The sequence below is a fragment of the Larkinella soli genome (assembly GCF_003703975.1).
Classification (GTDB): domain Bacteria; phylum Bacteroidota; class Bacteroidia; order Cytophagales; family Spirosomataceae; genus Larkinella; species Larkinella soli.
Map to the genome: position 1 here is coordinate 24,215 of NZ_QTJY01000024.1, position 14,623 is coordinate 38,837.

Annotated in this window: 14 protein-coding genes; 12 read left to right on the forward strand and 2 right to left on the reverse strand. The window is 60.3% G+C overall.

The window, feature by feature from the left end; all coding sequences use genetic code 11:
- Positions 1-27 precede the first annotated feature (27 nt).
- Genes kdpB through DX909_RS27075 form a run of 5 tightly spaced genes read left to right on the forward strand, consistent with a single transcriptional unit; the run spans position 28 to position 6,795 of the window.
- Complete coding sequence (gene kdpB / locus DX909_RS27055; protein WP_128548380.1) at positions 28-2,130, forward strand: potassium-transporting ATPase subunit KdpB; 2,103 nt, start codon at positions 28-30, stop codon at positions 2,128-2,130.
- A 54-nt stretch (positions 2,131-2,184) separates the two neighbouring features.
- Positions 2,185-2,748 (forward strand): potassium-transporting ATPase subunit KdpC, encoded by a 564-nt coding sequence (gene kdpC, locus DX909_RS27060; RefSeq protein WP_128548381.1) that lies wholly within the window; start codon positions 2,185-2,187, stop codon positions 2,746-2,748.
- A 5-nt stretch (positions 2,749-2,753) separates the two neighbouring features.
- On the forward strand, positions 2,754-3,887 hold the full coding sequence (locus DX909_RS27065; protein WP_128548382.1) for a porin: 1,134 nt from the start codon (positions 2,754-2,756) through the stop codon (positions 3,885-3,887).
- Positions 3,888-3,905: 18 nt separating this feature from the next.
- Positions 3,906-5,033: a sensor protein KdpD gene (locus DX909_RS27070; RefSeq protein WP_128548383.1), complete on the forward strand. Its 1,128-nt coding sequence runs from the start codon at positions 3,906-3,908 to the stop codon at positions 5,031-5,033.
- Positions 5,034-5,049: 16 nt separating this feature from the next.
- Positions 5,050-6,795 carry a sensor histidine kinase gene (locus DX909_RS27075; RefSeq protein ID WP_128548384.1) on the forward strand — a complete coding sequence of 582 codons (1,746 nt, stop codon included), beginning with the start codon at positions 5,050-5,052 and terminating at the stop codon, positions 6,793-6,795.
- Positions 6,796-6,807: 12 nt separating this feature from the next.
- On the opposite strand, the gene DX909_RS27080 is transcribed toward DX909_RS27075, so the two are convergent.
- Positions 6,808-7,680 (reverse strand): phosphatase PAP2 family protein, encoded by an 873-nt coding sequence (locus tag DX909_RS27080; protein WP_164851427.1) that lies wholly within the window; start codon positions 7,678-7,680, stop codon positions 6,808-6,810.
- Between the two features lie 1,164 nt (positions 7,681-8,844).
- Between DX909_RS27080 and DX909_RS27085 the strand changes: the two genes are divergently transcribed.
- The 4 genes from DX909_RS27085 (at position 8,845) to DX909_RS27100 (ending at position 11,685) form a co-directional block, all read left to right on the forward strand.
- Entirely contained in the window at positions 8,845-9,141 is a 297-nt protein-coding gene (locus tag DX909_RS27085; protein WP_128548386.1) for a helix-turn-helix domain-containing protein, read from the forward strand.
- Between the two features lie 56 nt (positions 9,142-9,197).
- The gene (locus DX909_RS27090) at positions 9,198-9,452 is read left to right on the forward strand and encodes a hypothetical protein (protein ID WP_128548387.1); all 255 of its coding nucleotides are present in this window, start codon (positions 9,198-9,200) and stop codon (positions 9,450-9,452) included.
- A 192-nt stretch (positions 9,453-9,644) separates the two neighbouring features.
- On the forward strand, positions 9,645-10,454 hold the full coding sequence (locus DX909_RS27095; RefSeq protein ID WP_310589888.1) for an alpha/beta fold hydrolase: 810 nt from the start codon (positions 9,645-9,647) through the stop codon (positions 10,452-10,454).
- 7 nt (positions 10,455-10,461) lie between these two features.
- A complete protein-coding gene (locus tag DX909_RS27100; RefSeq protein ID WP_128548388.1) occupies positions 10,462-11,685 on the forward strand; it encodes a sensor histidine kinase in 1,224 nt (407 codons plus the stop codon).
- Positions 11,686-11,704: 19 nt separating this feature from the next.
- Here DX909_RS27100 and DX909_RS27105 read toward each other — a convergent pair whose 3' ends face one another.
- Positions 11,705-11,923 (reverse strand): hypothetical protein, encoded by a 219-nt coding sequence (locus DX909_RS27105; RefSeq protein ID WP_128548389.1) that lies wholly within the window; start codon positions 11,921-11,923, stop codon positions 11,705-11,707.
- 147 nt (positions 11,924-12,070) lie between these two features.
- Between DX909_RS27105 and DX909_RS27110 the strand changes: the two genes are divergently transcribed.
- From DX909_RS27110 to DX909_RS27120, 3 genes are all read left to right on the forward strand, one after another.
- Positions 12,071-12,562, forward strand: coding sequence for a hypothetical protein (locus DX909_RS27110; RefSeq protein ID WP_128548390.1), 492 nt, complete (start codon positions 12,071-12,073; stop codon positions 12,560-12,562).
- 69 nt (positions 12,563-12,631) lie between these two features.
- Positions 12,632-13,186 carry an RNA polymerase sigma factor gene (locus DX909_RS27115; protein ID WP_229311219.1) on the forward strand — a complete coding sequence of 185 codons (555 nt, stop codon included), beginning with the start codon at positions 12,632-12,634 and terminating at the stop codon, positions 13,184-13,186.
- A 6-nt stretch (positions 13,187-13,192) separates the two neighbouring features.
- Positions 13,193-14,548 (forward strand): hypothetical protein, encoded by a 1,356-nt coding sequence (locus DX909_RS27120; protein ID WP_128548391.1) that lies wholly within the window; start codon positions 13,193-13,195, stop codon positions 14,546-14,548.
- Positions 14,549-14,623: the final 75 nt, after the last annotated feature.

Genomic DNA, 14,623 nt, shown 5'->3' on the forward strand with positions numbered 1-14,623 from the left:
CCCGCTGAAACCGGCCGCCTTTTCATCATGACTCCATCAACTTCTTCTTCCGCCAAACGGGTCGCCCGCCCGCACCGGAGCAGCCTGTTCAAAGCCGCCCTCCGGGAATCGTTCCTGAAACTGAATCCCGCCCTACTGATCCGGAACCCGGTCATGTTCACCGTCGAAATCGGCACGGCCGTCATGCTGCTCGTAACGGTTTATATTGCCCTTTCGGGCGAAACCGACCAGGGAACGCCGGGCTACAACTTCGCCGTTACGGCCGTGCTGCTGCTGACCATCCTGTTTGCCAACTTCGCCGAGGCCATCGCCGAGGCCCGCGGCCGTGCCCAGGCCGAATCGCTCCGGAAAACCCGGCAGGAAACCCCCGCCAAAGTGCTGCCTGCCGACGGCGGATTTTCACCCGATCAGGTTCGGGTCACCTCCTCGGCGCAGCTGCGGAAAGACGATCTGTTTCTCTGTGAAACCGGCGACATTATCCCGTCCGACGGAGAAATCATCGAAGGGCTGGCGACCATCGACGAATCGGCCATCACCGGCGAGTCTGCGCCGGTGATCCGGGAAGCCGGGGGCGACCGTTCCTCGGTGACGGGCGGCACCAAAGTCCTGTCGGACCGGATCATCGTGCGGGTGACGACCCGGCCGGGCGAATCCTTCCTCGATAAAATGATCGCGCTGGTGGAAGGAGCCTCCCGCCAGAAAACGCCCAATGAGGTGGCCCTGACCATCCTCCTGGCCGGTTTTACCCTCGTATTCATCATCGTCTGCATAACGCTTCAGCCCTTTGCGGTCTACGCCGGGACCCCGATTACCGTGGCGGCCCTGATCGCCCTGTTCGTCTGCCTGATTCCGACCACCATCGGCGGGCTGCTGTCGGCCATCGGCATCGCGGGCATGGACCGGGCGCTCCGGGCCAACGTCATCGCCAAATCGGGCCGGGCCGTCGAAACCGCCGGGGATGTCGATACGCTCCTGCTCGATAAAACCGGCACGATCACCATAGGGAACCGGAAAGCGACCCGGTTTTATCCGGCTCCGGGAATTGCCCCGGTCGACCTGATCCGGTCCGCGGCCCTGAGTTCCCTGGCCGACGAAACGCCGGAGGGAAAGTCCATCGTCGAGCTGGCCGGGCCGGAAATGACCCGGGAGCTGAGTACGGCCGGAGCCACTCTGATCCGGTTTACGGCCGAAACCCGCTCCTCCGGCATCGACCTCCCCCTGAACGGCTCCGCCCGGCCGGCCGGCCGGCCCAACGGGCTCCGCATCCGGAAAGGGGCGGTCGATGCCATCCGGACGCTCGTCCGGCGGGCGAACCAGACGTTTCCCGAAGAAACCGACGCGCAGGCGAAAGCCATTGCCGCCAACGGCGGTACGCCCCTGATCGTGACCGAAAACGAGCAGGTGATGGGCGTCGTCGAACTTCAGGACATCATCAAGCCCGGCATCGCCGAACGTTTCGAGCGGCTTCGGAAAATGGGTGTCAAAACCGTCATGGTCACCGGCGACAACCCCCTGACCGCCCGCTTCATTGCCGCCAAAGCGGGGGTGGACGAATTCATCGCCGAGGCCAAACCGGAAGACAAAATGAACTACATTCGCCGGGAGCAGGCCGGCGGGAAGCTGGTGGCGATGATGGGCGACGGGACCAACGATGCCCCGGCGCTGGCCCAGGCCGACGTCGGCGTGGCGATGAACTCCGGAACGCAGGCGGCCCGGGAAGCCGGAAACATGGTGGACCTCGACAACGATCCGACCAAACTCATCGAGGTAGTGGAAATCGGAAAGCAGCTGCTGATCACCCGGGGAACGCTGACCACCTTCAGCATCGCCAACGACGTCGCCAAATACTTTGCCATCGTGCCCGCGCTTTTTGTGGCCTCCATCCCGGCCCTGCAACAGTTGAACCTGATGCGGCTGCACAGCCCGGAGTCGGCCATTCTGTCGGCGGTGATCTTCAACGCCCTGATCATTCCGATGCTGATTCCGCTGGCGCTCCGGGGGGTCGGCTACCAGCCCATCGGGGCCAGTGCGCTGCTCCGCCGGAACCTGTTCATCTACGGCCTCGGCGGGCTGGCGGCACCGTTCGTCGGCATCAAACTGATCGACCTGATCGTTGGTTTATTGATCTGATTCATCCGGGGCGGTTCAAACCGCCGACTATTTCCCTTTAAATGGATTATCCCTATGAAAACGCATATCGGGCCGGCCCTGCGACTGACGCTGGCCCTTCTCCTTCTTCTTTCGGCTGTTTATCCGCTCCTGGTGGGGGGCATTGCCCGGCTGGCACCGGGGGGCGGAAACGGGCGCACGGTTTCAATACTCGGAAAGACGGTCGGTTATGCCGACGTCGGGCAGTCCTTTACGCAGGATCGGTATTTCAACTCCCGCCCCTCGGCCGTGGGCTATAACCCGGCCGGGTCGGGCGGCTCGAACAAAGGCCCTTCCAATCCGGATTACCGGAAGGAGGTGCAGGCCCGGATCGACACTTTTCTGAATCATAATCCCGGCGTTCACCAGGCCGAAATTCCCGCTGAACTGGTGACGGCTTCCGGGTCGGGGCTGGACCCGGACCTCTCGCCCGCTGCGGCCAGAATTCAGATTTCCCGCATCGCCCGGGTTCGTAACCTGCCGCCCGACCTCCTGAACCGGCTCGTGGACGAATGCACGGAAGGCCCCTGGCTGGGCCTGTTCGGGCCGGAGAAGGTAAACGTGTTGCGTCTCAATCTGGCGCTCGACCAGTTAAAGTAAAGCCGATGATCAACCAAATAAGAATCGGATGGGCCGCTGCCGTTCTGGGATTTGCCGGTTTTTCGGCTCCGGCCCAGCCGGCGGATTCCACGGCGGCCGCAACCGGTCTGCGCCTGACGGGTTATGTGGAAGCCTATTATGCCCATGATTTCACGGCCCCCCGGACGGTCCGGGAGCGACCCGGTTTTCTGTACAATCACCGCCGGAACCGGGAGGTAAACATCAATCTGGCCTTTCTGAAAGCCGCCTGGAGCGGGAACCGGACGCGGGCCGGTCTGGCCCTTCAGGTCGGAACCTATCCGCAGTACAACTACGCTTCCGAGCAGGAACTGGTCCGGAACATCCTGGAAGCGAATGCCGGAGTGAAGCTGAGCCGGACGCGGAGCCTCTGGCTCGACGCCGGTATCTTTGGTTCGCACATCGGTTTTGAAAGCGCCGTCTCGAAGGATTGCTGGACGCTCACGCGAAGCCTGCTGGCCGAAAATTCACCGTATTACCTCGCCGGGCTGAAGCTGACCTACGAATCGGCCGACGGCCGCTGGACGCTGCTGGGGTCCCTTGTAAACGGCTGGCAGCGGGTCAGAATACCGGAGGGCTTTCGGGGTCCGGCCCTCAGCACGCAGGTTCAGTTCCGGCCGACAAAGGTCCTGACGCTGAACTGGAGCAGCTTTCTGGGTTCCGACCGGCCCGATTCGCTGAAGCAGGGGCGGTTTTTCAATAATTTCTATGCCGTGCTTCAGCCGGGTGGGCGGGTCGGGCTTCAGCTTGGTTTTGATATTGGGCGGGACCGGAAACCGGTGGTCCGGGCGGGTTCGGAGGTGCGCGTCGACGGGGGAGGGGTCTACGTCTGGTTTTCGCCCGTGGCGATTGTCCGGCTCCGGACCGGTGAGGGCGGCTACCTGAACGGACGGGTGGAATATTACGACGACCGGCACGGGGTGATCGTCGGCAGGACCGGTACGCCCAACGGATTCCGGACCTTCGGTTACTCCCTGGGGTACGATCATACCGTCCTGCCGAATGCGCTGCTGCGCGTGGAAGGGAAAATCTACGATAGCCGTGACCCGGTTTTTGAGGGCCGCCACGGCCTGAGCCGAACCAGTACCGCCCTTACGACCAGCCTGGCCGTCAGCTTCTGACCGAAACCCAAACCTGCCATGACCGATCAGCGCGACCAGTCTGCCGACCACTTTCTCCGGCTCATCCAGGCCTCCCGACGCGGCAAGTTCAAAATCTACCTCGGAATGAGCGCCGGGGTCGGCAAAACCTATCGGATGCTTCAGGAAGCCCACGCTCTGCTGCGGAGCGGAATCGATGTCCGGATTGGTTACATCGAAACGCACCGGCGGGCGGAAACCGAAGCCCTCGTGACGGGCCTGCCGGTGATTCCGCGACGTACGCTTTACTACCGGGGACGGGAACTGGAAGAAATGGACCTTCAGACCATTCTGAACCTACACCCCGAACTGGTCCTGGTGGACGAACTCGCCCATACCAACATTCCGGGGTCGAAAAATGAAAAACGCTGGCAGGACGTGCTCGACCTCCTGGATGCCGGCATCAGCGTCATCTCGGCGGTCAATATCCAGCACATCGAGAGCCTGTACGAGGAAGTCAGGGCCATTTCCGGGGTGGAGGTGGCCGAGCGGGTCCCGGACCGCGTGCTGCAGGGGGCCGACGAGGTGGTCAACATCGACCTGACGGCCGATGAACTCATTACCCGGCTGCGGGAGGGAAAGATCTACGAACCCGCCAAGGTCCAGACGGCCCTGTCCCATTTTTTCCGGACCGAAACGATCCTGCAACTGCGGGAACTGGCGCTGCGGGAAGTAGCTTCGGCCGTCGAGCGGAAGATCGAAACCAGCCTGCCGCCGAACGTTCAGGTCCGGCCGGAACGGTTTCTGGCGGCCGTCGGCACCAACCAGGAAACGGCCCGGCGGGTAATCCGTAAAACGGCCCGGCTGGCCGCCTATTACCATTCCCGCTGGTTCGTGCTGTATGTGCAGACGCCCGCCGAAAGCCCGGACCGCATCCGGCTCGACCGCCAGCGGCATCTGATCAACAACCTCAGACTGGCTACCGAACTCGGGGCGGAAGTGATCCGGACCCGGGGAACCGACGTGGTCGGCTGCATCGTCCAGGAAGTGGAAAAACGAAACGTGACGACCGTGTGCATCGGCAAACCGCATTTTAACCTGATCCAGGTAATTCTGCGTACGTTTGCTTTCCGCCGGCTGCTCAACCGCCTGTCCGAATCCGACACCGATCTGATCATTCTTTCCTGAAAAAACGAAAACCGGCATGTCGATCAAAGCTAAAATATCGCTCGCGCTGACGTTCATGTTTGCGGTCATCCTGACCCTGGCCGGACTGGAAGCCTATTACCTTAACCAGCTCACCAACGATTCGCAGGCTATTCTGAAAGACAATTACATCTCCCTCGAATACGTCGCGACCATGCACCGGGCGATCTCGTCCCCCGGCGATCCGGACGCACTGACCGACTTTGAAACCAGTCTGAAAAAGCAGGAAGGCAACCTGACCGAGGTCGGTGAGCAGGAACTGACCACCATCCTGCGCCGGGAGTTCGAACGGCTGCGGGTCGGCCCCCGCGATTCGGCCAGTGTCGGGCGCATCCGGCAGGCGTTGTTCGGGCTGGAAGACCTGAACCGGCAGGCGATGGTTCGCAAAAACGAAGTGGCCAAAGAGACCGCCCGCAGTGCCCTGCTCTGGCTGGCGATGGTCGGCACGTTCTGTTTCCTGGTCCTGTTTTCGTTCATCATCAACGTCCCGGGTTACATTGCCGACCCGCTGCGGGAGCTGACGCGCGGCATCCGGAACATTGCCGAACGGAACTTCGAGGAACGGCTGCACTTTCGCTCGGACGACGAGTTCGGGGAGCTGGCCCGCTCCTTCAACTCGATGGCCCAGAAGCTGGACGAATACGAGCACTCCAGTCTGGCGAAGGTGCTTTATGAAAAACGGCGGATCGATACCCTGATCCAGATCATGAGTGAAGGCATTATCGGCCTAGACGAAAACCGTCATATCCTGTTTGCCAATCCCGTCGCCTGTCGGCTGCTCGGGGTGGAGGAGTCGGGGCTGGTGGGCCGGTACGGGCCGGATGTGGCCGCTTCCAACGACCTCATGCGCACGCTCATCCAGGAAGTCATGACCGGGCCGGCCGAACCGGCCGACGATCCCGGCAACCGGGGCATCCTGAAAATCTTCGACCAGGGAAAGGAAAGCTATTTTACCCGGCATACGCATACCGTCAGGGTGACCCGGACCGGGGAAGAAGAATCCGAACAGGCCGGGTATGTGATCGTGCTGGAGAACATCACGCCCTATAAGGAACTCGACCTGGCCAAAACCAACTTCATCGCCACCATCTCTCACGAGCTGAAAACTCCGCTTTCCAGTATTATGATGAGCCTGAAACTGCTGGAAGACCGGCGGGTTGGTTCCCTCAACGGGGAGCAGGAGCAACTGGTCGGGAATGTCCGAACCGAGACCGGGCGGTTGCTCAACCTGACCGGCGAACTGCTCAACATGGCGCAGGTAGAATCCGGACAGATTCAGCTGAACCTTCAATCGGTACGGCCGGCCGAACTGGTCGACTATGCCGCCGGCGCCCTCCGTACGCCGGCCGAAGAAAAACGCGTGCCGATTCGGAAAAGTCTCCCGGCCGACCTGCCGCCGGTCCGGGCCGACCCCGACAAAGCCTCGTGGGTATTGATCAATTTTATTTCGAACGCGGTCCGTCACAGTCCGGAAGGAAGCGCCGTCGAGATTTCGGTTCGGACCGTTCCGGGGGAGGAGGGGGTCGAATTCCGGGTTCGGGACCACGGGCCGGGCATCCGGCCCGAACACCGGAGCCGCGTATTCGACCGGTATTTCAGGGCACCCGGATCGAACGGCGGCACCGGCCTGGGGCTGGCCATCTCCAGCGATTTCATCCGCAGCATGAACGGCCAGATCGGCCTCGACACCACCGTGACCGAGGGGGCGGCTTTTTACTTCCGGCTCCCGACCGCGATTCCCTAACCCAGTGATTGTTCAGAAACGGAGCACCACCCCGGCCCCGGAGCCGCCCACCGTCGGTTGCAGGGAAAGGCCCCGTTTGGCTTTCACACGGGGGTAGAGCCGAACGACCGTCTCGGCAAAGGCAACGCCCATAGCGGTTCCAAGCAGGACATCCGACAGCCAGTGGGCCCCGACGTAAATCCGGGAGAGGCCCGTCAGAATCGGCAGGGTGTAGAAGAACACCCGCAAAGGCACCGGCCCGACCTGGTGGGCCAGCACCCAGAAGGTTGCCGTCGCCAGGGTGGCGTGGCCCGAGGGAAACGAGTGGTAGGCGATACCGCCAAACGGGTTCAGGTGAAGGTTGCCGCGGTCGGCATTGGGCCGGGGCCGCCCGACTACTTCCTTGAGGGCGGTTTGCAGAAGCCCTGAGGTGGTTACGGACGCCACGACCATGATGCCGGTGTCGCGCAGCCAGGTGCTGTTGAAAAGTACACCCGTCCCCCAGAGACTAAGCATGATCGGGTAATTCAGCTGCGGCCGTCCGAGCAGATATCCGGCCCGTTCGAATCGGTCGAGGGTGGGGGTGTGGTTATCAAGCATGAAGCGGTAGACCCGCTTTTCGACCAGCAGGGCGGTGGCGGAAACGGCCAGAACCCCGCCCAGACGCACGAAATCCCGTTTTTGCCAGTGGGCCGGCTGCGCATAGGTCCGGAGGATGGTCCGGGCCGTGTTTGAACCGTCGGTTGCGACCCGCTTCAGCAGACCCTGTTTGGGAAGGGGCTGGGGGAGGGTCAGGCTGTCGGTTGAGGAGGCAACGGCCGTCGTATCCTGCGGGAATGCTTGCCGAGTCAGGCCGGTCAGGGCCAGTGCCGCCAGAAGCGCAGCCGCCCGATAGGTTGGTTTCATTCCCATAAGAAAAGGTGCTGGTACGTGTTGAGAACGGTTTGGCCTGGAAATGAGCCGGTTTTGGGCCGAATCCTCATTTTATCGAACGCCCCTGTCTGTCCAAACTCCTGAAAACGCATCTTTATCGTCAAGTCATCGAGTGCAAGCAGCCGTGTCTACCATGAAATTAAAGCCGGGCCCTGATGGGGTCCGGCTTTTTCCGGACACGTTGTTTTTCGAGGTTCCTTTCTATATTGACGCCCAAATATAAAGTTCAAGTACGTGTAAAAGCCGGGAACCGCTGGAATCCGGCTTTTTTCTTTTGGTCCGGTCGTTAAAAGGGGGTTGTTTAGGGAAACGCTTTTGCCCTCCCGACGCAGGAGGGACCCTGTGGCCTGTTAACCCATCCTTGTGAGCGCTGAAGCCCTGGATCTCTCCTGCGTCGGGATGATAAACCGTGCCCAGCCGGACCACCCCCCAACCCCCTCCTTGGTAAGGAGGGGGAGAGCGCTGCCCGATTCCAACCCTGCGGAGCCACCCCCTCCTTGCCAAGGAGGGGGCCGGGGGGTGGTCCGGCAGGGGGGGTGGTATGGTGGCCCTTGTTCCCCAGGATGCTCCATCCGACCTGGAAGCAAAAACCCTTCCCAAACAAGCTCTAAAGGGTCCAGGAAGAGGGCTATTGCCGTCCAATGGGTATAAAAATTCCGCCCTTCCAGAAAAAATTCAAGAACGGTGTCACATAGCCGACGAAACGGGAACGTTGGGTAAATCAGAAGCTGAATACCCCTCTAACAAATTTAATGCCGGTTTCAGGCCGGTCAGGATAGGCTTGCAGCCGCTGAACGAACCGGAAAATCAATCCGTTTAGCGTCCGGTACCGGCTTGTTTTTTTTCTAAATCATCTGTTTATAAAGAGTTTGTATTTTTCTCAGTATATAAGTTCATCCAAAAAGAAGTGATTTTTCGGTCAGCCGGAGAGGGGGAGCCAAAAGACCCGGTTATTGTCTGGTACCGAAGCAAAGAAAATTTACCGAAAGGCAGGCTTGGGGAAATAGTATTTTTAAAAATGGACATTCGATCATGATAAGGGTTTTGTACTTCGACAAGCGGGCATTGACTTCAAAATTTGGTTTTGTTTAACTTTTGCCTGACAAACGCAGCACCTACCTTCCCTTTGAAGCGCCTATGAAACTCTCGGCTGACGGTTATTTTCTTCTCCGAAACGCCATACTGGCCCATCAGGACCAGCCTCAGTTCGTCAAGCGATGCCAATGCATCCTTTTCCTTTCCCTGGGTATGACGCCTACCGAGGTGATGACTCTGTTCAAGATCAATCGACGGGCGGTTAACAAATGGGTCCAGTTCTACCAGCGGGACGGTCTGGCCGGGCTGATGGACCGCTATGGTCAGGGGGTGAAAGAAGGCCTCCCTGCCGGGGCTGCTCCCGACCTGCCCGGCCGGCCTGAACCCGCCGGCTGCTGACGGTTCCGGCGTTTATTCCTCCGCGTGATTTGCTTTCCAACCCTGGCTGTTCTTTAATGGAGAATCTGTACATCTATTGTTTTCGAAAGCATTACAAGATCCTTCCCTGCTCGACCATCCAGGAAGGCCTTCAGCGTCTGACGGACCTGGGCCTGGTGGACGGCATCGAGCCGATCGGGGTCTACAACCCGAAAAGCCGGCGGATGGTCTGGCATCCGTACTATGAAGTCGGCCTTCGTGAGGCCGGCCGGCATCACGCCCAGGTTACCAAACTGATGATTACCTTTGGCGCCGCTGCCGCCGAAAGTTGAATCCGTTTCGTCCGGCTTCCTGATCCTTTGCCGGTTTTTTATCGCCTTAGGGGGCGACAGGACCACAAAATAAGTATTCCCTCCCAGGGCAACTCATTCGGCGGGAAATTCCTGATTTTCTGTTCATTTCCGTATTTTCGTGGAAGGCAAGCGAACCACCGGAGTCGGTACGGAACAGGTATGAACGTGGAAATGGACATTATCAGGCGGAGTAATGTGAAGGTGTGGGGTTCAGGCAGCCGGACGCTCCTGTTTGCGCACGGATTCGGGTGCGATCAGAATATGTGGCGGTTCGTCACCCCGGCTTTCGAGAACCACTTCCGGATCGTTACTTTCGATTATGTCGGCTGCGGGAAATCCGACCTGACCGCCTACCACCCCGACCGGTATGCCAATCTGAACGGCTATGTGCAGGACGTTCTGGAAATCTGCCGGACGCTGGACCTGAAAAACGTCATCTTTGTCGGGCACTCGGTGAGCAGCATGATCGGCCTTCTGGCTTCGATCAAGGAGCCGGACCGGTTCGAGCGGCTGATTCTGATCGGCCCTTCGCCCTGTTACATCAACGAGCCCCCCGACTACGTGGGCGGTTTTGAACGGAAAGACATCGAAGAACTGCTGGAGACCATGGAGCGCAATTACATCGGCTGGGCCAACTTCCTGGCCCCCGTGGTGATGAATCGCCCCGACTCGCCCCATCTGGCCGAAGAACTGACCGAAAGCTTCTGCTCGACCGATCCGTATATAGCCGGCCGTTTTGCCCGGGCTACCTTTCTCTCCGACAACCGCCGGGACCTGCCCTTCAGCCGCAAACCGACGCTGGTCATGCAGTGTTCAGAAGACCTGATCGCTCCGCTAACCGTGGGCGATTATCTGCACCGGAACCTGCCGAACAGCCGGCTGGTGGTGCTGCGGGCCACCGGACATTGCCCGCACCTGAGTGCGCCCGACGAAACGATTCAGGTCATGACGGAGTATCTCGGCACTCCCTCCCTCAACTGATTTCGGCATGGATGTCCTGACGGATGAGGCTCTGGACCTGGCCCCCTGCGGATATTTCGAGTTTACCGACGACGGGAATCTGGTCCGGTGCAATACCACCCTGCTGGAACAACTGGGATTTGCTTCGGAAGAACTGACCGGCCGGAACGTGGAAACGCTGTTCACGCTGGCAAACCGAATTTTTTACCAGACGCACTTTTTTCCGCTGCTGAAGCTTCACGGCCGGGCGGAAGAAATCTTTGTGACCCTTCGGGCGAAAGACGGCAGCGATTTGCCGGTGCTGATCAATGCGGTCCGGCGCCCGGCGGAAAGCGGGTTCGTCAACGTCTGCGTCGCCATCCCCGTCCGGCAGCGCAGAAAGTACGAGGATGAAATACTCCAGGCCAAAAAAGTGGCCCAGAAGGCCCTGGAAGAGAACAATGAACTCATTACGGCCAAAGAGCAGCTCGAAGCCCACCGGTATATCCTCGATCATAAGCTGGCTCTTTTCAAGCAGAGAAATCAGGATCTGATCCAGCTCAACAGGGTCATAACCCACGATCTTCAGGAGCCGCTCCGGAAAATCATGCTTTTTGTCGATAAGCTCCGTCTGGATGAAGGCATCCGGTTGTCGGCTTCCGGGGAGCAGGTCATCGAACGGATTACGAAGGCCAGCCGCCTGCTGAAAGATCTGATCAGCGGCCTCCGGGAGTTCGTCACCTTCGACGTGACGGAAAATCCGCCCTCCTCGGTCGATCTGAATCAGGTCGTCGCCAAAGCCCGGGACCTGGTTATCCGGGAAACCGGCTTTGGAGCCGTCGACCTGAAAATGTCCGAACTGCCGGTCATCGAAGGATTCGGCGAGCAGCTTCAGCTGCTTTTTTACCACCTGCTGTCCAATTCCGTCAAATTCCGCCGGACCGACCTGCCCACCGTGCGGGTGGAAATTCGAAGCAGCATCGTGCAGGACAACCAGTTCCGGATTCTGAAAGACCGCTACCATTACGTCGATTTTGTCCGGCTCGTCTATACCGACGAGGGACAGGGCTTCGACACCCGTTATACGCCCGGTCTGTTCCAGATCCGGAAGAAGCTCGACGCCCGAACCGAAGGGCTGGGCTTCGGGCTGGCCTACTGCAAAAAGATCGTTGAAAACCATAACGGCTCCATTTCGACCGAATCGGAGCCGGGAAAAGGCACCCGGTTCATCATTTTGCTTCCCTTCCGCCAGTCCGATCAGGCTTTTATCTGAACCGGAATCCGGCATCGGTTCAGTCGCGGTTCTGCTCCGTTCCGGACGTTTCCGTGCCGGGTTCGCCCTCCGAGCCGGTACCGTATCCCGACCCGTAAGACCCTCCGCCCTGAACGTTTCCTTCCGCTTCGGTGGGCGTAAAGTCGCCGTCCGAATCGTTGCCGGTCCGGTCGGATTCGCTGCCTTCTTCCGGATGCTCGCCCGGGACAAGCTGGTTGTTCACTTTCTGAATTTCCATGTTGGAATGAATGTTCGTTTGATTCTCAACCCGGCCCCGGCGGCTTTGTTTCCGGTCCGGGCTGAAAATAGTTAAAAAGCGTTCCCTCCCTTGTCGCGTTTTAGGAATCCGTATCGTCATGGAGATGAAACCAAAATAATTCATACCATGAAACGGCGGAAAACTCTCTTTGGAATGGCCCTCCTGATGATGCTCGGAAGCATCTGGGCCTGCAACCACGACAATGAAAAAGCCCTGCGGCCCAAAGAAACGTCAGGAATCCGGACCAGTCAGGCGGAATACCAGCGCCTGATGGGCGCCCGGACGGCGGCAAAAGGGACGGCCTTCGAGATCACCGGAATCACCCGCGGTGAAACGAGCCTTCAGATTCAGGTAAAGGGCGGCTGCTCCGCCGACGACTATGCCGTCGTGTGGGACGGCCGCATCATGGAGAGCTACCCGGCCCAGATCAACCTCGTGGTGGCCAATGAAAAAGAACCCGGCGGCTGCTCCATGCCCGGCGAGTTTACCCTGACCGTCGACCTGAAAAAACTGCTCGGAGAAACCTACAAACCCGCTGATTTTTACGTCCGGGTGTCCAACGGCTCCCAGGTTCAGGACAAGGTGGCCGACCCCAACGGCGCCGTCTCCAATCAATGATCCACACCCTTTGAAACCGAACGAGGTGCCGCGGCCGGCCGCGGCACCTTTCCATCTGATCGCCCCGTTGTGGAAGTGCTCACCGATTGCAGTGTACTGGAACGTCAGCTCATCGAGGGATGCCGGCGGGGAGAGGCCCGCGCCCAGGAACGGCTGTTCAGGCATTTTTACGGCTTCGCGATGGGAATCTGCCTGCGCTACGCCGTCTCCCGGCAGGAAGCGCAGGAAATCCTGAACGATAGTTTTCTGAAGGTGTTCGATGCCGTCTCGGCCGGTACCGACGTGCAGTCGTTCCGGGCCTGGCTCCGGCGGATCGTCGTCAACACCGCCCTCGACCGCTACCGACGTACGAAACGGCGGGCGGAAGTGGAGGTGCAGGAAGAAGAGTCCGAAGCCGCCGTGGGCGAAGAGGCCGTCGACCGCCTGACGGTGGAGGAAATCCTGGCGCTGCTCGACCAGCTCCCGGACGAATGGCGGCTCGTCTTCAACCTCTACGAGATCGAAGGCTACCCGCATGAGGAAATTGGCCGTATGCTCTCCATTCCGGCCGGTTCCTCGCGGACTTATCTGGCCCGGGCCAAAAAACGCCTTCGCCGGCTCATCCAACAATGGTATTCATCGTAAGCAGCCATGAACTCCGACGAATTGCCCGAGAATTTCAACCGCCGGCTGGCCGACTTTACCCCGCCCTACGACCCGGCGGCCTGGAAGGCCTTTGAGCGGCACCGCCGGAACCGGAACGGCCGGCGCCGGTGGTTCGTCGGATGGTACCGGACGGCCGCCCTGATCGGCCTGCTCCTCCTGGGGGGGCTGGCCTATTTCCGGGTGAATCCGCCGGAGCCGTCCCGGGGAAAAGTCCGGGTGGTTCAATCCCCCGGAACCCCGGTCACACCGGACAAAACGCCCGAAACCGTCGCCGGACCTTCTCCGGACCAGGCTCTGCCGGCCGCCCCGAACCACCGGCCCCCGCTGGATAATCCCCGACTATTCAGTCCGGGACCGGATGGTTCCCGTTCGGAATCGTTCAGCCCGTCCGTCGAAATTCCGGACGGGGGGGCGGTAGCCCAAACCTTCCGGCGAACCTCCGGCCGCTACTCCCGCAACCGGAAAAGCCGGGAGTCCGACCTCTTTGAAAAACGGCTTGTTTTCGAACCGGAACCGGCGGAGGAAATCCTCTTTTCACGGGCCGAATCTCAAACCCCGAACGGGTCGGTTAAAATCCGGCGGCTTGATTTTCTCCCGGTGAAGGCTTTTCAGACCGCCTTCGGCCCATTGTCGGTTCAGACCTTCGGCACGAAGCCTGCAAAAGCGGAGATCCGGCCGGAAAAGCGATGGGACTTCCGGCTCGGCGGGGGGGTGTTCTCGCAGGCCAACTACGCCCGGTCGGGTTCCGCGGCAGCGACGCCGGGCGCCCTGATTTCGGCCGAAATCGGTCTGGGCCGCCGGCTGGACCTGAGTTCGGGTCTGGGCCTGGCCCGGCAGACGCTGCGGATCGACGGGGAGGTGGTTCCGGAATCGGCGCCCTCCGGAATGCGCCGGCTGACCGGCGTTTCCTACCGCTGGCTGGGTGTCCAGGTCCCGCTTTCGCTCCGGTATCGGTTTCTTCCGGGAAAAAGGCAGCAATTCTTCGCGTCGGCGGGTGTCTCGGCCCTCCTGGCCTTCGACCGGCAGTTTGAACGCCATTTCCGAACGGACCGCATCATCGTCACCACCATCGAACTCATGAACGGCCAGAAGCAGGAGGTAAGCCGCCTGGAGACCGAGTACGAGGACGTTCGCGGTCGAATCGGCTCGGAGTCCGATTTCCAGCCGGTCGGGTTTCTGAATGCCTCGGTCGGCTTTGAGCGCTTGCTGGGCGGGCGGCAGCGGCTGATCGTGGAACCGTATTTCCGGTATCCGGTCGGCAGCGTCGGCCCGGAACACCTCCGGTTCAGCACCCTCGGGCTTCAGCTCCGCTGGTCGATCCGGCTTGAAACCGGCCGGTAGAACCGGGCCGCATTCCGGGAAGACAGAACCAAATGGGTGGCCGGTGGTTTGTAACCGCAGAACATCGCTTCCCGT